Origin of the sequence: Haloarchaeobius pelagicus, from assembly GCF_051207375.1 — an archaeon.
Classification (GTDB): Archaea; Halobacteriota; Halobacteria; order Halobacteriales; family Natrialbaceae; genus Haloarchaeobius.
Genome location: NZ_JBPJZD010000001.1, coordinates 2,208,673 through 2,227,335, shown reverse-complemented (window position 1 = coordinate 2,227,335; position 18,663 = coordinate 2,208,673). Strand labels below are relative to the sequence as shown.

Below are 18,663 nucleotides of genomic sequence, written 5' to 3'. Positions count from 1 at the left end.
GCCATGGGATGGAAGGAGGCTGCCGAACCGGTCCTGACGCGGATGCCCGCAGTACAGCGGCCAGAAGGTCACGTCCCGTTCAAGCGCAAGCTGGGATGGACCGCTGGCGTGCTCGTACTGTACTTCTTCCTCACCACCGTCACCGTCTTCGGGACGGTTCCGGTCGGTGCGGGAGCAAGCGGCGACGCGTTCGGTCAGTTCCGCTCGATACTGGCGGGCGCGAATCGCTCGATACTGCACCTCGGTATCGGTCCGATCGTCACGGCGAGCATTGTCTTACAACTGCTCGGTGGGGCGAATCTGCTCGGACTCGACACCAACGATCCGCGTGACCAGGTGCTCTACCAGGGCCTCCAGAAGCTGCTGGTGCTGGTGATGATCTGCCTGACCGGCCTCCCGATGGTGTTCCTCTCGAACGCCATCCTGCCGGTCGAGCAGGCGGCGGCATCCACGATGGCCGGCATCGTCGGTACCGCGAACGCCGGACTGGCCATCCAGTTGCTCATCTTCGCCCAGATTCTGGTCGGCGGCGTCCTCGTCCTGTTCATGGACGAGATCGTCAGCAAGTGGGGCGTCGGCTCCGGTATCGGCCTGTTCATCGTGGCAGGCGTGAGCCAGAGCCTCGTCACCGGCTTCTTCGACATGTTCGGCCGGTGGTTCGCCATCGTCGTCGGCAACGTCGACTTCAACGTGCTGACCACGTCCGGCTTCGCGCAGTTCCTCGGCTCCGAGGGGCAGATAATCGCCCTCGCGACGACGATCATCATCTTCACCATCGTCGTGTACGCCGAGTCCGTGCGGGTCGAGATCCCGCTCAGTCACGCCAGGGTCAAGGGCGCACGCGGTCGCTTCCCCGTGAAGCTCATCTACGCGAGCGTCCTGCCGATGATCCTGGTTCGCGCCCTGCAGGCGAACATCCAGTTCCTCGGGCGCGGGCTGAACAGCGCGGTCGGCCTCCCGAACTGGGTCGCCCAGTACAGTGGTGGACAGGCCATCGGCGGCCTGTTCTACTACCTCGCGCCCATCCAGTCGCCCGGTGACTGGATGTGGTGGAGCACCGGACAGGCAGCCAGCATGGAGGTCTGGCAGGTGCTCATCCGTGTCGGCGTCGACCTGACGTTCATGATCGCGGGCGGTGCGGTGTTCGCGATCTTCTGGGTCGAGACGACCGACATGGGTCCGAAGGCGACCGCGAAGCAGATCCAGAACTCCGGGATGCAGATTCCCGGCTTCCGCCAGAACGTCGGCGTCATCGAGAAGGTGATGGAGCGGTACATCCCGCAAGTCACCGTCATCGGTGGTGCGCTGGTCGGCCTGCTGGCGGTGCTGGCGAACATGCTCGGCACCGTCGGTGGCGTCACCGGTACCGGGCTGCTGCTGACGGTCTCCATCACGTACAAGCTGTACGAGGAGATCGCCGAGGAGCAGCTCATGGAGATGCACCCGATGATGCGCCAGATGTTCGGCAACTGAGCCGGCATCTCGAACCACTCTCGTTTCACCATTTCTTCGACGACGTTTCGCCCCATAGTGGCCACGCAGTCGACGGTCGAGGGGTTTCTCTCGCTCAGAGAACTCCGTCTGTGGCTATCACGTGAGCCAGCGTCCGTGGGACCGTGGAAGAACCATCGCGGACTGAGTGATTCCTGCGCCGACGTAGGGGATTGGAGTTGGGTGCTCGCTGCCCCCGACCGATTTCAGTGCTCGTTTCGGTTGCCGGGGCCGGGTGATTCGGTTCCGTTCCCGCGCTCGTCAGCTGGACGCCCGGTACCACCATTGTCACCCCGGTCGCCGTTTCCATGCTCGGTTCCGGGCGGTGTGTTATCTTTCCCCTTGCCGTTCCCGTGGTCGTCGGCAGGTCCCTCGTTTCCAGCCCGTTCTGCGAGGCGCTGGATGTGGTCGACTAGCTGGTCACACTGGTCGATGACGGTCTGGGTCGACGGGACGTTCGCAGCCGTGGGCTCGACGTCTACGAGCCACTTGTGCAGTTTGTCGAGGACGTCGTTCTCGAGCTTGTTGGCGGCCCCACGGTAGGCTCCCTCGTCCACTTGGCCATGCACCGCGTCGAGCTTCAGCTGAAGCGTCTCGCGCCGGCTGTCGGGGTTGTTCTCGAAGGCAGCGTCGGGGAGTGAGGCAATCATCTCAGACAGGACTTTCGAGACTGGGTCGAACGTGGTTCGGGTATCTCCAGTCACGATTTCGACTGTTGCAGCGGTGTCGCCGAAGGGGACGACGAACTGGGCGACATCACTCGTTTCCGAGCCAGTTCCGTCGTGGGTGAACGCAACTCTCGCCGTGTGTCGCTCGTCGAGTACCTCTCCGGAACCGTCTTTGACTCGAACGACGATGTCGCTGCCCTTGGCGGACGGGAGCGGTCCTCCTTCCCGGAGAGAGACATTGAACACCTCGCCGCTGGTGGTGTCGAAGAGTCCCGAGATGACCGTCCCAGTCTGACTGAAGGGACTCCTGTCGATCTCCATCGGGTGCGGGTCGAACCCGGTGTCGATTAGCTTCTGATGCGAGAGTGCGTCTGCCACGAGCCTCCCCTCCGTCTCTTCGGTGTCCTCGAGATCCGTCTCTGCAGCGTATGACATGAACGAGAAGAGTCCGTCGGTGGCCTCGTAGGTGTCCGCGGAGATATCGAACGCTGTGGAGACCACCCCGTACTCGGCGTTACTGTAGGAGGGGTGGACGTGATTGCCGTCGAACGTGTAGTCCCCACTGTACGCGTTGGTTGGTAGGAAGTGATGGGCGATTTCCTGTGCTGCTGTCTCGACGGCGGCATCACCCTCGGGTCGCCAGCGAACGCTAGCGGCCTCTTGTGGTTGGAGGAGTTCAGGGAGGCCCATCATCGGCTCGACACCGTTGGCTGCCTCGTAGTGGTGAGTGTAGAAGCTCTCGTTCTCCCCGTCACCGTTGGGAACGACCGCGAGCGCGACGTCCACGTCGTACTCACCGTACACCTGCTCGTACACGTCGTCCATGTCTGCGATCATCCCCCAGTACCCCTGTGTCCCCGAGCCCTGAATGGGTTTCTCGAGGACCTTCACGTCGACCTGGGCTGTCGGGTACTCGTCGAGAAGGTAGTCTTCGAGATCGCTGCCGAAGGCATGGAGTGCCTCGGTGAGGGATTCGTACCCGTCCTCGTCGTAGGTGAACGTCCCGGTGTCCGTGTCGCCGTACTGGGGAACTTCCTCACCGCCTTCCATCGTCGTCGCTGCTTTCACCGTCCCGAGGCCGATCCGCAATTCCGGCATCTCCACGACCTCGAAGTCGGCACCGGCTTCTAGCGTGACCGGCTCGCCACCCGTGACCTCCCACCCGTCTCCGGAGTCGTCCTGCACCTCGATGGTGACGGACTCGAAGTCCGGGCCTGGAGTGAACACTGGCGGTGTCTGTCCCTCGAACACGTCCGCGAGCGCGGTGGCAGGTCTATCGGCATCGGCCAGCGTCTCGAGTTCGGCCCTGGTGAGCGCGACGTCGCCGACGCTCCCGTCGGGCGTCGACACCGAAATCGGCACCTCGGCGGAGTCGGGGAGGTCCGCCAGACCATCGGTTACGAGCCCGAACGCGACGGAGGTGTCGACTCCGGCGACTACCTGCGGGTCGGGAACGGAGCTATCCTCGTCGGAGTTGAGCCGGGTGTTCGTGACCGTTTGCACGAGCTTTGCGTCGTCAGCGATGTCGACGGTGGCCGTTGCTGGTCCCGACTCGTCGATGGGTCCCGTCTCGATGGTGATGTCGTCGAAGTACACGTCGAAGTCACCACTTCCCAGACGGACGTACGAAAAGTCGTCCGCGTGACCGGGAGCATCGTACTCGACGGTGTGGCTGTCGCCATCCACGGTCACGGTTTGCGTAATCGTCCCGTTGCCACCACCGTCTGGCTTCGTTCGCTCGTAGACGACTTCGAAGTCGTGCCACTCGTTCTCCGTGTACTCCGTCACGCGCTCGCCGCGCGTCTGGACCTCTCCGTTCTTGTAGAACCGGAACAGACGGATTCCACTTCCTGCACCCCACCATCCGGTTCTCGTGCGGAACTGGAGTTGGCCCTTCGAGTCGTGGCAGCCGACCCGACCGCTGGTCGTCGGACGAATCATCCCTGAGATGACCGTCTGTCCTTCTGCGGGAACGTCGGCGGGAACGTCGGCGAGCGCCTCCCAGCAGCCTCCTGGAGAGCCGCTCATCATCAGCGACTTCTGGCCTTCACCTGCGAACTGGTCTGTGACCCGTTGGTCGTGGTTCCCTTGCTTCGACCAGTCGGCCGGGTATCCTCCCGTACCGATGTCCTCGAAGTCCTGTTCGAGGACGGTCGTTATCCCCTCGCTGGCCCTGGCTACGCCCGTTATCGGGATTCCAGTCCCGACGACCGCTAGGCCAGCGGTCTTCAGCATGGATCGCCTGCTGAACTCTACTCCCCCATCCGAACAGCTGTCATTTCCCATACACCTGCCGTGATTCGCCCTGCAGAGATAAATGTATCTCAAAATTACATGACTGTCTGTACTACATTATTTCTCAGCCACACTTTGTGAGTGTAGAAACTCCTGTCGAGTCCCGGAACTGATTGAGTACGCCTTCTCAATCAGTAGAATGAGCATCTCGTGTGTGCAGGGCTTCAGTGTGACTTGCGAATCTCTACTGCCTCTCCGCCGATACTACTTCGATAACTACCACAACCAACATATTTCGGACGGGTCTCCGTATTCGCTCCGCTACCGTGGCGACAGGAAAACGCGAATGGGGGGGAGAGGGAACGGCGATTCGACAGTGGTGGGATACCGGGGACAGTGCTCGGTCGCGGGTGTCGGTGTCGAGTTGGGTGCCGACCGTGCGACCGGAGGCGTCGATGCTACTTCGAACGTGCTGCCCCGTGACGTGATACAACGGTCTGGTCCATAGCTATGGGCCTGTTAGCGCTGGCCCCCACGGTAGCAGTGACCGATTAGGGGGGTTCGTTACCGGTCCACGACGGTGATTGTCACCTCGTCGGTGAGGGGCGTGGCGAGGTGGTTGCCGTTCCCGAGCTGGCACACCAGTCGGTGCTCGCCTGCGGACAGGTCGAGTGTCGCCTCGGGTTCGCCCCCGCCGTAGTGGAGGTGCTTCGGCCCGGCGGGGATGCGGTTGCCCACGGGAATGGGGTCGGTGTCGATGAGCAGGTGGGCGTGGCCGGCGTTCTGTCGGACCTGGCCAGCGGGTTCGAGGCGGACCGCCTCCGTCGTCCAGCGGACGACGATCGGGTTGCTCACGGTTGCGCCGGCTGCCGGCTGGGTGATGGTGATGCTGGCCCCCTCGACGACGGTGATGGTCACCGTGTCGGTGAGGGTGGTCGCGCGGTGGTTGCCGTCGCCGAGCTGGCAGACGAGGCGGTGCTGGCCGGGCGGGAGGGCGAGGACGGTTTCGGTGGAGCCGTCGCCGAGGTGGTAGTGGCGGGCGTCGGCGGGGATTATCTCGCCGGGGGAGATGGGGTCGGTGTCGACGAGGAGGTGGAGGTGGCCGGCACCGGCCCGGGGCTGGCCGGCTGGTTCGAGGTCGACGTTCGCGGCGGCCATGACGACCGAGACGCCGTTGGCGATGACGTCGCCGTCGGTGGGCGTGACGAACGAGACGCTCGCGTCGGGTGGGTAGGGTGTCTCCCCGGCCGGGGCGGGGTCTCCGACGGGTTGCTGTTGCGGGCGGCGCGAGAGACAGCCTGCGGTGGCGAGGACGCCCGAACTCCCGAGGGCGACGAGTAGGGAGCGCCTGTCGACCCGGCGGGGGCGACCCCTGGCAGTGGTCGCTGGCGGTTCGGTCGCGACGGGAGGGGTCGCTGTGGACTCGACTGGTGACTGCATCGTGCGTGCTAGTACGGCGCGGGGTCGAATGGCCACTCCGCCAGCAGAAAACGAAATACGGCTGTCGAGTCGGGGTCAGGCAGAGCGACGTTCGAGCACGTCCGGGCGCTCGGTCGGCGCGTCGGTGAGGTACACCGAGCCGAACAGCGCGACCACGACACCGCCGATGGTGTCGTAGATGAGGTCGGAGACGGTGTCGTCGAGGCCGGACTGGACGATCGGCGCGGGCTGGCCGGCCCGGTCCGCGACGAACATGACGCCGAACTCCAGTAGTTCCCAGACCACGCCGGCGGCCATGACGAACAGCAGGAGGTACAGGAAGGTGAACCAGGGCGTGAGTCGGAGCGTCTCGCTGTGGGCTTCGAGCGACCGGGCGGTGGCGTAGCCGACGGCGGCGACGACCGAGGCCGAGAGGGTGTGTGCGAGGTCGTCGTACCAGACGATGTCCCCGTAGGGGCCGAGCGTCCCGGCGGCGTGGAACAGGACCGCGCCGGTGAGCCAGAACGTCAGGTAGACGTGCAGGGTGAACCGGCGGTCGCGCCCGAGGATGGCCGGCAGGAACGTGATGGTGAACGCGCCAAGTGCGTTGACGAGGATGCCGAAGCTCTCCTGCTGGTAGCCGATGTACGCGATGCCGAGCAGGCTGAGTTGCATCAGCCTGACCAGCACACTGGCGGCCCGTTCCGGCAGTCGCGGGCGCGTCATTGCCGCCACCTCGGCCGGGTCCGCGACCTCGCCCGGAAGGGGCGTCGGTTCGCCACCATCGGTCGCGACTGAACCCGTCCCGCGGGTCGGCGACACGGCAGCTGTACTGTCTTCTTCCGGGCGCGACCGGCAGAAGTATCGGGCGAACAGGACGGCGACGACGATGCCCGCGACGCTGGCGATGGCGAACTCGTACATGAGTCTGTCGTTGGTCGTCACCAGTGTCACGCCGAAGGCGTCGGTCGCGAACCAGCGAGCGATGCCCCAGAAGCCGGTCAGCCCCATGGTGGAGACGGCGACGAACAACCGCCCGAAGCTGGTCGTCATGCGGAGGCTCGTGAACTGCTGGAGCAGGGCGACACCGAGCAGGGCGACGGCGGCCAGTGAGGCGGCGTCGACGAACATGAACACGGACTCGAAGCCACTGTTCACGAGGGTCGTTCGCAGGTACAGCACGAAGTCCCACGAGAAGTAGTACGCGAGGTCGAACCCGAACCGGTTCCCGACCGCCAGCGCCCAGAGCTTGGCGTCCCGCGCCGTCCAGACGACGTAGTCGAGGTCGTACTTCGTCGCGAGCGAGACCGCCCAGAGCTTGGCGTCGCTCACGGAGGGGACGAGATCGTAGAGACCGTGTTCGTCCGCGAGCGAGAGCGCCCACAGCTTCAGGTCACTCCCGGTCGCGATGAACACCTCGGAGCCGAAGATGCGCGTGGTGAGTGGAACACAGGCGATGGTGACCAGCGGCCACGGCGCGACCTGTGTCATCGAGCCCCTGGTGATGGCGGGCCCTGCAGCGAGCACCGCGATGAACGCCGCGAGAACGGCCAGTAGCGTCGTTTCACGTGTGTACGCGAATCCGGCGAGCGCGATGAGCCCGAACACGAGCATCCACGTCAATACGGCGTTGACTGATCGGACGACGGCGCTCATTCCCCCCTCCAGCTGCGTACACCGGTGATGCCTCTCCCCCTGCTGGTGCTGGTTGTGTCCTGCAAGTCCTCCCCCTCCTTGCTATACTGACACATACTCGTCGCGGGATATTGAGAGTAGTAGAAACCGAGACGTAACGGAGTCCTGACTTATAACGTCACAGAAGCGAGAGGTGGGTCGCGGTGGTCGAGCCGCTTACTGCCGACCGAACAGCCGTTCTCGGATGCTGGTCTTGCGCTCCTTCTCGGCGAGCAGGACCGAGCAGTCAACGTCGCTGATGACGTCCATGACGAGCGACCCGCGGAGCAGGCGCGAGAGCAGGCCGCGCTCGGTCGCGCCGACGATGAGCATCGAGGCATCGCGCGCGTGGCGCTCGATGGCGTCCTCGACGTCGCCGCCGTCGTCCACGATGTAGGTCGCGTTCGTCAGGTCGTGGTCCGTCGCCCACTCGTTGAGGAAGGATTCGGCCTCCTCGTGGGTCTCTTCGTCCGTCCGACGGACGTACAGTAGCTCGATCTCGGAGTCGTACTGGGACTGCAGGGCGAGTGCGACCTCCGCGGAGAGGTCGGAGTCCGGGCCACCCGCAGTGGGTACCAGCACCTTCTGCGGGTCGAAACCACGGTCTTTCAGCACGAGGAAGTCACACGGGACGTCCTGCGTGAGTTCGTCCACGCGGCTCTCGGCGCGACCGTGAGAGTGCGGGCCCCAGCCCATCACGACGAGGTCCGCCTTGTGGTCGCGGGCCGCGTCGAACACCTCCTCGAACGACCGGTGCGAGAGGATGGTGTGGGTCTCGACCGGCACGTCGAACGCCTCGGCGTTCGTCCGCGCGGACTCGAGCAGTGCCTTGTTGCCCGGGTCCATCTCGTCGACGTGTTCCTTCGCGTACGACAGCGAGGTCTGGTCGGGCACCTGGACGATGTGCGTCGCGACGACGGTGCCGCCGCGCTGTTTGGCGATGGCCGACGCGAGCGAGATGAGGTCCTTCTCGTGTTCGGGATTCGCGAGGGGGACCATGACGCGGAACTGGCCGCCGTCGGGGGCGACCGTGTTCGCCGCGTTGACCGCGGAGTCGGGCATCTCGTCGGAGCGAGAGAGGATCCACTCCGAGAGTTCGCCGCTCTCGGTCGTCCGGGTCCGGGCGTAGCCGAGGTACCATGCGCTCGCGAAGATGACGAACCCGATGCTCAGGAGGATGATGTCCGGGTCGATGAACGCGATGAGGGCGAACGAGACGAACGCCCCGACGATGGGCGTGATGGGGTACAGCGGCACCGTGTACGACGGCTCGTACTCGGGGACGTCGGCCTCGCGCATCACGATGAGCGCGAGGTTGAGCAGCCCGTAGATGATGAGGTGCAGGACGCTCCCCATCGTCGCCAGCGTCTTGATCGGCGCGACGACGATGAACACGAGGATGAGTGCGCCCGTGATGGCGATGGCCCGGTAGGGCGTGCCGTAGCGGTTGTGGATCTCGTTGAGCTCCGGCGTGACGATGCGGTCACGGCCCATCGCGAAGTTGATGCGCGACGACGCGAGGATGCTCGCGTTCGCGCTGGAGGCGGTCGCCAGCAGCCCACCGATGAGCATCGCGATGGCCCCCGCGGGGCCGAGCAGCAGGCGAGCGACCTCGACGACGGCGATCTTGTCCGTCCCACCCGCGAGCTCCGCGATGAACCCCTTCTCGACGGCCATGCTCATCACGACGAGGACGAGCGCGTAGATGACCGTCACGATGAGGACGCTCCCGATGACTGCACGGGGCAGGTTCCGGTCGGGGTCTTTGATCTCCTCGGCGACACTCGTGATCTGGACGAAGCCGAGGTAGGAGACGAAGATGAGCCCCGTCGTGGTCATCATCGGCCCGAACCCGTTGCTCTCGGGCATGTTCGTCGGGTCGGCCCGCAGCGCACCGACGAGGGTGAACACGGACAGGATGATGACGAGGATGATGACGATGACGTTCTGGAGCCGGCCGGTCTCCTTCGCGCCGATGTAGTTCACCATCACGAACAGGGCCGCGCCTGCGAGCGCGACGAGTTTCACCGACGGCAGGGTGATGCCCGCGAGGGTGTACCCGTCGGCCAGGCCGAAGATGTTGCTGATGTACTGGCCGAAGCCGACCATGTAGAACGCGGAGGCGAACGCCAGCCCCATCCAGTTGGCCCAGCCGGCGACCGACCCGAACAGCGGGCCGAGCGCCCGGTTGACGTAGTAGTACGCACCGCCGGATTTGGGCATGGCGGTCCCGAGTTCGGACGCCGAGAGCGCGGTCAGGAGCGCGATTGCCCCACCGAGGACGAAGGAGACGACTGCGAGCGAGCCTGCCTCGAGGATGGCGTCCCCCGGCAGGACGAAGATACCCGCACCGATCATCGTCCCGACCCCGATGGTCAGGGCGGCGAGTGGGCCAAGGTCTTTGGCGAGCTCCTCGTCGGTCATTCGTCACCCCCGGGGAGTGCGATGACCGGCAGTTCGGCCTCCGTCACGAGGTCGAGCGTCGTATCGCCCGTGATGAACCGCAGCAAGCGGCTGCCCTCGCGTGGGACGAACGCGACCGCGGTCGCGTCGACCTCCTTCGCGGTGTCGAAGATGGCCTTCGAGACGTTCCGGCCGTAGGCCAGTTTCGTCTCGCAGTCGACGCCGGCCTCGGCGCACTTCTCGCGAGCGACCTCGAACGCCTCCTCGGCGTACTCCTCGCGCTGTTCGACCGATGCCTTATCCGGTGCCCCGCCCGCCTTCTCGACGACGTGGACGATGGTGAGTCGGGACTCGTCGGGAAGGTACGGGAGAAGTGCTTCGAGTGTCGCTTGCGAGTCTTTCTCGCCTGCGACCGGGACAACCGGGTGAGAGAGCAGTTCGGACTCCATCACCCACCACCCCCGCCAGGGACGGAGTAGTTGCATCGGCGTTGTGGTTCGACGACCGTGTCGTCTCTATTCGAATCGCTGTGCGGTTGTCTCATGGTCGGCCGTACAAGCCCACCGACCAAATAGTGTTCTGTCTCGGAATCAGATGTCAGTAACCCAGAGCCGGTACGACGCTGGACGGTCGAACACGTCCTGGAACACCCGGTCGACGAACTGGGCGACCCGTTCGTCGTCGGTCCGTGCCGTGAGTCTGGCGTGGGTCCCTTCGGCCTCCTCCGGTTCGACGAGTTCCTCGATACTGAACGAGGAGAACTCCGAACAGAGCGATTTCAGCTGTTCGAGCTCGTATTCCGTGCAGTCCAGGGCCACCGTCCCGTCGAAGTACTGCACCCACGGTGCCCCGTGGCCCAGCTCGCGGTCGGTGTCGGTCGGTTCGACGGTTATCGTCGTGTAGGGGCTCCCGCGCTCACGATGTGCCGCGATGGCGTCCGCGACCAGTTCGATTCGTGTTGCCGCCGTCGACGCGTCGAATCGTGTCATGGGTGGTCTTGCTGCGTGCTTTCGGGTGGGGTAGTGTAGTGGGTTCTGATTCTGTGTCGTGGGGTTCGGGTGCCTGGAGTGGCCACCGTGGCGCGTGCTGGCGCGGCCGTCGAGCACTACGAGACGGCCGCATCGACGTCGCGCGAGGGACGACCGAAGTGGAGTGGAGTGAAACGGAACGAAACGGAGGGAGTCGGCTGGGGAGGGTGTGGGTGCGGGGCTGTGCGGTGGCGGTCATCGCCACCAGCGCGAGCGAGTTGCTTGCTCGTCCAGCCTGTGTCAGCCGCGCCGGGTTTCGAGCACGTTCGAGCACAGTGAAACGGCGACCCGAACGCGGACCGGCCACGTCGAAACACCCCAACAGAACGCGAAGAACCGGCGACCACTCAACGGGATACGAAAACATTACTTGCCGGCGAGAGAGGGTCCAGATATGGCCCTGAGGACACCGCCGTTGCGCGAGCAACACGACGCGGTCGGCGCGAAGTTCACAGAGTTCGGCGGCTGGGATATGCCGGTCGAGTTCGAGGGAATCCGCGCCGAGCACGAGGCAGTTCGCGCCAGTGCGGGCATCTTCGACGTGTCGCACATGGGCGAGATCGAAGTGTCCGGGCCGGACGGCACCCGGTTGATGCAGCGACTGACGACCAACGATATCGAGCGACTGGGCCCCGGCGACTCGCAGTACTCCTGCATCTGTCGCGAGGACGGGGTCATCATCGACGACACGGTCGTCTACCGCTACCCCGACGAGGGCGACGCGGACCCGACGTACCTGTTCGTCCCGAACGCGGGCCACGAACAGGAGATGCTCGAACGGTGGAGCAGCCACCGCGACGAGTGGGACCTCGACGCGACGGTCACCGACCGGACCGAGGACTTCGCGATGTTCGCGGTCCAGGGCCCCGACGCGGTCGACCACGTCACGGCGGCGGCGGCGGACGAGGTCGCCGACCTCTCGCGGTTCGCTGCCCGCTACACGGACGTGGCGGGCGCGGAGTGTCTGGTCGCGCGAACCGGGTACACCGGTGAGGACGGGTTCGAACTCGTCGTCCCGTGGGCCGACGCCGTCGACGTGTGGGAGGCGTTCGACGACGTCCAGCCCTGCGGGCTCGGGTCGCGTGACACCCTGCGGCTGGAGGCAGGCCTGCTCCTCTCCGGGCAGGACTTCCACCCGGAGGACCAGCCGCGGAACCCCTACGAGGCCGGCATCGGGTTCACGGTCAAACTCGACACCGAGTTCGTCGGCCGTGACGCCCTCGAGGAGGTCAAAGAAGACGGCGTCGAGGAGGAACTCGTCGGCTTCCGACTGGTCGACCGGGGCGTGCCCCGCCACGGCTACGACATCGCCGACACGGACGACTTCGTCATCGGCACCGTCACCAGCGGGACGATGAGCCCCACGCTCGACGAACCCATCGGCCTGGGCTACGTACCGACCGACTTCGCCGCCCCCGACACCCGACTGCACATCATAGTCCGCGGTCGGGCGAAGGAGGCAGTCGTCGAACCACTCCCCTTCTACGAACGAGACAAATGAGCTTCGAGACACCTGACGACCGGAAGTACGAGGAATCGCACGAATGGGTACTGCGCGACGGCGACACCGTCCGCATCGGCATCACCGACTTCGCACAGGACGAACTGGGCGACGTGGTGTTCGTCGAACTCCCCGGTGAGGGCGACGACGTCGAACAGGGCGAGGCGTTCGGCGTCATCGAATCCATCAAGGCCGTCTCCGACCTGTACGCGCCGGTCTCCGGCGAGGTCACCGACGTGAACGAGGAGCTGTTCGACGCGCCGGAACTCGTCAACGACGACCCCTTCGGCGACGGCTGGATGCTGGAGATCGCACTCGCCGACGAGTCCGAGCTTGACGAGCTGCTGAGTGCCGACGAGTACTCCGAGCAGGTCGCCTGAGGTCGGCCATCGGCCACCGGACCGGTTCTCGCTCGCGACACGCTGGCCGGAAAATACTGCCGCGCAGTATGCAGGAACGAGCGTATCACCTATCCTTTCGATTCGGTTATACCCACGTTCGTGCACACCATCCGCGTGCGAACCACGGCAATCATATGCCAGTAGTCCCAACCGCGCTATTGTGAATCGAAACATCGGCCGCGGGGCGGCCGCGGGCGAGTACGCGTACACCGTAGCACCAGTCACATCATGAGTGGACACGACACAACACAGGGCAGCCCATTCGCGCCGCATACCCCGGCGGACACCGAGGCGATGCTCGATGCGATCGGCGTCGACAGCGAGGACGAGCTCTTCGACATCCCGGAGAGCGTCCTGTTCGACGGCGAGTTCGGTATCGAGGCACGCGACGAACGGACCGTTCGGGCCGAAGTAGCAGCCACACTCGACCACAACGACGACCTGGTCGAACTCCTGGGACGAGGCCACTACGGCCACTACGTCCCCTCGGTCGTCGACCATCTCTCCCTTCGTTCCGAATTCCTCACCTCGTACACCCAGTACCAGCCCGAGATCACGCAGGGGTTCCTGCAGGCACTGTTCGAGTACCAGTCGATGCTGGTCGAACTCACGGGACTGGGCGTCGCGAACTGTTCGATGTACGACGCCGCGACCGCGCTCGGCGAGGCGGCGACGCTCGCAGACCGACTCCGCCAGACCTCCGGGACGCAGGTGCTGGTCCCCGAGCAGCTCGCCGAGGGCCGGCACGAGGTACTCGCGAACTACGTCGGGGGGACCGACCTCGAGGTCGAGACGTACCCCATGGACGACGGGAACGCGGACGTCGACGCCCTCGACGGACTCGTCGGCGACGAGACGGTCATGGTGTACGCCGAGAACCCCACCGTCAGGGGCTGTGTCGAGGAGAACCTCGACACGATCGGCGACCTTGCCGACGCCAACGACGCGCTGTTCACGCTCGGGTCCGACCCGGTCGCGCTCGCGCTCCTGCAAGAGCCCGCGAGCGTCGGTGCCGACGTGGTCGTCGGTGCGGCCGACGTGCTCGGGATGCCCACCAGCTACGGGATGGGTCTCGGGCTGTTCGCCACCCGCGAGGACTACGTCCGGCAGGTGCCGGGCCGTCTCGTCGGCGCGAGCGAGGACCTGGGCGGGAAGCGGACCTACACGCTCACGCTCCAGACCCGCGAGCAGCACATCCGCCGGGAGCGGGCGACCTCGAACATCTGCACGAACCAGGCGTGGGTCGCGCTCCGGGCCGCCATGCACGCGGCCTCGCTGGGCCCCGACGGGCTGGCGGACCTCGCGAAGGAGTCGGTGACGGACGCCCAGGAACTCGCAGGGCGCATCTCGGAGATCGTCGGCGTGAAAGCGCCGGTCCACGACCGCTATCACTTCCGGGAGTTCGTCGCCCACACCGACCAGCCGGCGAAGGCCATCGCAGGTGACCTCGAAGACGAGGGCTACGCGGTCCACGTCGTCGGCGAACACGAGATACAGCTCTGCGTGACGGGGGCGACCGACTCGCAACTGGATGGGTTCGTCGAGACCTTCGCGGAGGTGGCGAGATGAAGTTCGACCAGGCCCGCTGGACCCACGACGAGGAACGCTACGAGCCACTGCTCTCGGAGAAGCACACGAAGGAAGCGGACCTCGACGACTCCCCGCTGCCGGACGACCTCACCCGGGACTCGCTCGACCTGCCGGACCTCTCCGAGCCCGAGATCGCCCGGCACTACACCCGGCTCTCGGAGATGAACTACGGCGTCGACTCCGGCCCGTACCCGCTCGGCTCCTGTACGATGAAGTACAATCCGAAGTTCACCGAGGACGTGGCCGCCCTCGAGTCCGGCGCGGTCCACCCGGCCCGGTCGGAGGAGAGCATCCAGGGCACGCTCCGAATCCTGTACGACCTGCAGGACTACCTCGGTCGTATCGGCGGCATGGACGCGGTCACGCTCCAGCCGCCCGCGGGCGCGGCCGGTGAGTTCACCGGTGTGCTCGTCGCGAAGGCGTACCACGAGCACAACGGCGAGGACCGCTCGGAGATCATCGTCCCCGAGAGCGCACACGGGACGAACTTCGCCAGTGCCGCCCTCGCGGGCTACGACGTGGTCGAACTCCCCGGTGGCGAGGACGGCCGTGTCGATCTCGACGCGCTCGAAGCCGCACTCTCCGAGGAGACCGCCCTGCTCATGCTCACCAATCCGAACACGCTCGGACTGTTCGAGCGCGACATCGAGACCATCGCCGAGATGGTCCACGATGCCGGGGGACTCCTCTACTACGACGGGGCGAACCTGAACGCCCTCCTCGGCCGGGCACGCCCCGGCGACATGGGCTTCGACATCATGCACTACAACGTCCACAAGACGTTCGCCACCCCGCACGGCGGCGGTGGCCCGGGCGCGGGCCCGGTCGGTGTGGTCGACCACCTCGCGCCGTTCCTCCCGCGGCCCCAGGTCGACCGCGATGACGGCAAGTACGAGCTGGTCGACCCCGAGCACTCCATCGGGAAGGTCCACGGCTACCTCGGCAACTGGCTCGTCCTGCTCAAGACGTACGCGTACATCGCTCGCCTGGGTGACCCCGGGCTCCGCGATGCGAGCGCGAAGGCCGTCCTCAACGCGAACTACCTCGCGACCCAGGTGGATTACGAGGTCCCCTACGGGCCGTTCCACCACGAGTTCGTCGCGAGCGCAGGCGACCAGGACGCGGCCGACGTGGCAAAGCGCATGCTCGACTATGGCGTTCACCCGCCGACGACGAAGTGGCCCGAGATCGTCAGCGAGGCGCTGATGACCGAGCCGACCGAGATCGAGAACAAGGAGACGCTCGACCAGCTCGCCCACGCGTTCAACGCGGTCGCGGCCGAGGACGACGAGACGCTGGAGGCGGCCCCCGAACGGACCACGGCCCGCCGTATCGACCAGACCTCGGCGGCCCGGGACCTGCGTCTGTCCTGGCGGTCGCTGGCCGACGAGTAGCTGTCCCACCAGTCGTTCGAGTTCCGTCTTCTTCTGGATTCAGTCTCGATATCGTGTTCGTTAGCTGCCGCAGGCCTCTCCGGCGAGCATTCCGAGCACCAGTCCTGTAGCCGTCGCTTCACCGCCATACCCGTATTTGCTATCGCTGCATACGGTTTATGACTCGGTTCTCGCCGCCGTGATAGCTCAGTATGCCGCTGTAACCCCTTATGGCTGAACGACACGTTCATCTCTACATGACGAAGCAGACTTCACGACGATGGCTCCTCCGGGGACTGGGTGCCGGTGCAGTCACGACACTGGCTGGCTGTATGGGTAACCTGACAAACGACGCGAGTGGGGACGCGAACGGGCCGAAAGGTGACCAGCAGGCAGCCGAGAAACCGGGGGCTGCCGAATCGTCACTGCTCGCCTCGCCCGCACTGGGGAGCGCAAACGCACCGGTCACCATCGAGGCCTACACCGACTACATGTGCGGGCACTGCAGCACCTTCCACCTGCAGACGCTCCCGAAGGTCGAGGACAAGTACCTCTCGACGGGCGATGTCTACTACGTCCACCGTGACTTCCCCATCCCCCTGAGCGAGTGGTCCTGGAACGCGGCGATGGCCGGGCGGAGCGTCCAGGCGAACGAGGGGATGGACGCGTTCTTCGCGTTCACCGAAGGTGCATACGAGGAGCAGGCCGACATGAGCTGGTCGGCCATAGAACGCGTTGCCCGTCGGGTCGGTGCGGACGCAAAGCGGGTCGTCGCGGACGCGAAAGACGGCGCGTACCGGTCGACCGTGGACGCGGACCGCCAGTCCGGCATCGACCGCGGCGTCCGGGGGACACCGACGTTCTTCGTGAACGGGAAAGAACTCGTCCCCGAGAAGTCCTGGTGGTACACCGTCGACACCGGGTTGCAGGCTGCGTTGAAGGAATAACTCGATTCTGAACCCCGGTGTCGCCACTCCGACCCCGGGGGTGAGACGGGAGAAGAGCCGATTCAGGCTTCGCTGGTGTCGACGTTCCCGTCGATCTTGACGAACCCGTAGTCACACTCGGTGCAGTGCCACTTCACTTTCTCGCCGAGGTGCATCTCGGTGCTCGCGGCGCGGTAGAAGGTCTCGTCGTCCTCGCAATCCGGACAGTAGTGCTCGATTTCCAGGCTCATACCCAGCGCTCCGTGGCCCCGGAACTTTATCGATTCGGTCCGCGGCGGTTACTGGAAGAGTTCGTCGAGATCGAGCCCCTCGACGTCGCTGGACTCGTCGCGAGCCGTGGTCGACGGTGCGTCCCGGTCCGTCTCCGTGACGAATCCCTCGAACGCCGCCGAGTCGACCGCGTCGGGGGCGGGCTCCTCGTCGATGTCTGCGAGAGCCATCACCGCTTCGGGGGTGTCCTCTGCGTAGGATTCCAGTACCTCGTCCGGGGCGACACGGGTGTTGGGGAGCGACATACCATTGTTTGTGATTGCCTCGCATATTAAATTACGTCAGACGGTTGGCAGACGATATGTCGCCTGCTGGCTGGATCGAGGTTCCCCGTCTCCTGGTGCCCACCTGTTCCCGGCCATCCCACCTCGATAAATCGTATCTCACGATACGAAATCACCTCCGGCTGGAAACGAGGGCTCTCGAGTAACGGGCAACCGGTTCCGCCGCGAACCAAGTTAAGTGGCGGCCGTACGAAGGGCGGAACATGAAGATCTACACCGGACGTGGTGACGACGGCATGACCGACCTGCGGGACATGTCCCGGGTCGCGAAGACGAGTCCGCGCATCGAGGCGTACGGGACCGTCGACGAGTTGAACGCGCTCATCGGGACGGTCCGGCCGACCGGCCACGACGACATCGACGAGAAGCTGGAGGGTGTCCAGAACCACCTCCACATCGTCCAGGCCGACTTCGCCAACCCAGACCCCGAGGATGACGACCCCGTCATCGAGGAGGCACACGTCGACACGGTCGAGGACTGGATCGACGAGTACGACGACGAGCTCGACCCGCTCACCTCGTTCATCCTCCCGACTGGTTCGGAGAAGGGCTCGAAGCTCCACCACGCCCGGGCGGTCTGTCGCCGCGCAGAGCGCCGGTCCGTCGCGATGGCCGCGAACGACCCGATCAACGAGGAGGCCGTCCAGTACCTCAACCGGCTCTCTGACGGGTTGTTCGTCTGGGCGCGCGTCGTCAACAAACGTGACGGCGTTCCCGAGGAGAATCCGACTTACTGAGGCCCCAGCGCGCGCTTATTCGGCGCGAACACCTCCGTTCTCTCGTGAGTGCACTGGCCAGACTTCTGCTCGTCCTGTCTCTTGGCGCCCTCGTCCTGGCGCTGAACCCATCGCTCGTCCCCGTCGAGGCGCAGTACCAGCCGCCGGCACCCGAGGTACCCGCCGAGCTGGACGACGCCGCCATCGAGGCGGCCATCCACGACCAGGTCAACGAGTTACGCATCGAACGTGGACTCAGACCGCTCGTGTTCGACCAGTCACTGGCGGAGGTCAGTCGCTACCACAGCAGCGACATGGCCGCAGCGGACTACGTCGGCCACGTCTCGCCGTCGGGCGAGACAGTACTCAACCGGTACGACCAGTTCCGGTACGACTGCCGCATCAGGGCCGGCACTGACAACGTCGTCTACGGCGGTGAGAACGTCTTCTTCGTCTCGTTCGCCGGTGTGTCCTACACCGACGACGAGATCGCCGAGCGGGCCGTCGACGGGTGGATGAACTCGACCGGCCACCGCGAGAACCTGCTCTCTGATTACTGGTACCGGGAGGGCGTCGGTGTCGTCGTCGACGTCGACGAGACCGACGGCAACACCTCGGTGTACGTGACACAGAACTTCTGCTGACGGGGTCGGTTACCCGTTC

The 18,663-nt window shown here is 65.3% G+C and carries 16 protein-coding genes; 8 read left to right on the top strand and 8 right to left on the bottom strand.

What is annotated here, in order from left to right:
- Positions 1 to 3: 3 nt before the first annotated feature.
- A complete protein-coding gene (secY, locus tag ACSC1S_RS11600) occupies positions 4 to 1,473 on the top strand; it encodes a preprotein translocase subunit SecY (protein ID WP_435364423.1) in 1,470 nt (489 codons plus the stop codon).
- Positions 1,474 to 1,697: 224 nt separating this feature from the next.
- On the opposite strand, the gene ACSC1S_RS11595 is transcribed toward secY, so the two are convergent.
- From ACSC1S_RS11595 to ACSC1S_RS11570, 6 genes are all read right to left on the bottom strand, one after another.
- The gene (locus ACSC1S_RS11595) at positions 1,698 to 4,445 is read right to left on the bottom strand and encodes an RNA-binding protein (RefSeq protein ID WP_435364422.1); all 2,748 of its coding nucleotides are present in this window, start codon (positions 4,443 to 4,445) and stop codon (positions 1,698 to 1,700) included.
- Between the two features lie 513 nt (positions 4,446 to 4,958).
- Positions 4,959 to 5,834: a DUF4399 domain-containing protein gene (locus tag ACSC1S_RS11590; RefSeq protein ID WP_435364421.1), complete on the bottom strand. Its 876-nt coding sequence runs from the start codon at positions 5,832 to 5,834 to the stop codon at positions 4,959 to 4,961.
- A 75-nt stretch (positions 5,835 to 5,909) separates the two neighbouring features.
- Complete coding sequence (locus ACSC1S_RS11585; protein ID WP_435364420.1) at positions 5,910 to 7,469, bottom strand: DUF2238 domain-containing protein; 1,560 nt, start codon at positions 7,467 to 7,469, stop codon at positions 5,910 to 5,912.
- A gap of 195 nt (positions 7,470 to 7,664) precedes the next feature.
- Entirely contained in the window at positions 7,665 to 9,911 is a 2,247-nt protein-coding gene (locus ACSC1S_RS11580) for an amino acid permease (RefSeq protein WP_435364419.1), read from the bottom strand.
- On the bottom strand, positions 9,908 to 10,339 hold the full coding sequence (locus ACSC1S_RS11575) for a universal stress protein (protein ID WP_435364418.1): 432 nt from the start codon (positions 10,337 to 10,339) through the stop codon (positions 9,908 to 9,910). The genes ACSC1S_RS11580 and ACSC1S_RS11575 overlap by 4 nt, the downstream gene beginning before the upstream one ends.
- Positions 10,340 to 10,480: 141 nt before the next feature.
- The gene (locus ACSC1S_RS11570; protein WP_435364417.1) at positions 10,481 to 10,879 is read right to left on the bottom strand and encodes a DUF7975 family protein; all 399 of its coding nucleotides are present in this window, start codon (positions 10,877 to 10,879) and stop codon (positions 10,481 to 10,483) included.
- 433 nt (positions 10,880 to 11,312) lie between these two features.
- On the opposite strand from ACSC1S_RS11570, the gene gcvT reads away from it, so the two are divergent.
- The 5 genes from gcvT to ACSC1S_RS11545 all read left to right on the top strand — a co-directional run bounded on the left by gcvT (position 11,313) and on the right by ACSC1S_RS11545 (position 16,730).
- A complete protein-coding gene (gene gcvT, locus ACSC1S_RS11565; protein WP_435364416.1) occupies positions 11,313 to 12,419 on the top strand; it encodes a glycine cleavage system aminomethyltransferase GcvT in 1,107 nt (368 codons plus the stop codon).
- Complete coding sequence (gene gcvH / locus ACSC1S_RS11560; protein WP_435319051.1) at positions 12,416 to 12,799, top strand: glycine cleavage system protein GcvH; 384 nt, start codon at positions 12,416 to 12,418, stop codon at positions 12,797 to 12,799. The genes gcvT and gcvH overlap by 4 nt, the downstream gene beginning before the upstream one ends.
- Before the next feature lie 249 nt (positions 12,800 to 13,048).
- Positions 13,049 to 14,389: an aminomethyl-transferring glycine dehydrogenase subunit GcvPA gene (gene gcvPA, locus ACSC1S_RS11555; RefSeq protein ID WP_435364415.1), complete on the top strand. Its 1,341-nt coding sequence runs from the start codon at positions 13,049 to 13,051 to the stop codon at positions 14,387 to 14,389.
- Positions 14,386 to 15,804 (top strand): aminomethyl-transferring glycine dehydrogenase subunit GcvPB, encoded by a 1,419-nt coding sequence (gene gcvPB, locus ACSC1S_RS11550; protein WP_435364414.1) that lies wholly within the window; start codon positions 14,386 to 14,388, stop codon positions 15,802 to 15,804. Before gcvPA ends, gcvPB begins: the two co-directional genes overlap by 4 nt.
- Before the next feature lie 236 nt (positions 15,805 to 16,040).
- Positions 16,041 to 16,730 (top strand): DsbA family protein, encoded by a 690-nt coding sequence (locus ACSC1S_RS11545; RefSeq protein ID WP_435364413.1) that lies wholly within the window; start codon positions 16,041 to 16,043, stop codon positions 16,728 to 16,730.
- A 62-nt stretch (positions 16,731 to 16,792) separates the two neighbouring features.
- Here ACSC1S_RS11545 and ACSC1S_RS11540 read toward each other — a convergent pair whose 3' ends face one another.
- Both ACSC1S_RS11540 and ACSC1S_RS11535 read right to left on the bottom strand, forming a co-directional pair.
- Positions 16,793 to 16,960 carry a DUF7838 family putative zinc beta-ribbon protein gene (locus ACSC1S_RS11540; RefSeq protein WP_261651997.1) on the bottom strand — a complete coding sequence of 56 codons (168 nt, stop codon included), beginning with the start codon at positions 16,958 to 16,960 and terminating at the stop codon, positions 16,793 to 16,795.
- A gap of 48 nt (positions 16,961 to 17,008) precedes the next feature.
- The gene (locus ACSC1S_RS11535; protein ID WP_435364412.1) at positions 17,009 to 17,245 is read right to left on the bottom strand and encodes a hypothetical protein; all 237 of its coding nucleotides are present in this window, start codon (positions 17,243 to 17,245) and stop codon (positions 17,009 to 17,011) included.
- Between the two features lie 242 nt (positions 17,246 to 17,487).
- Here ACSC1S_RS11535 and ACSC1S_RS11530 point away from each other — a divergent pair, with 242 nt between their 5' ends.
- Both ACSC1S_RS11530 and ACSC1S_RS11525 read left to right on the top strand, forming a co-directional pair.
- A complete protein-coding gene (locus tag ACSC1S_RS11530) occupies positions 17,488 to 18,021 on the top strand; it encodes a cob(I)yrinic acid a,c-diamide adenosyltransferase (RefSeq protein ID WP_435319046.1) in 534 nt (177 codons plus the stop codon).
- Positions 18,022 to 18,065: 44 nt separating this feature from the next.
- Positions 18,066 to 18,644: a CAP domain-containing protein gene (locus ACSC1S_RS11525; protein ID WP_435364411.1), complete on the top strand. Its 579-nt coding sequence runs from the start codon at positions 18,066 to 18,068 to the stop codon at positions 18,642 to 18,644.
- Positions 18,645 to 18,663 lie beyond the last annotated feature (19 nt).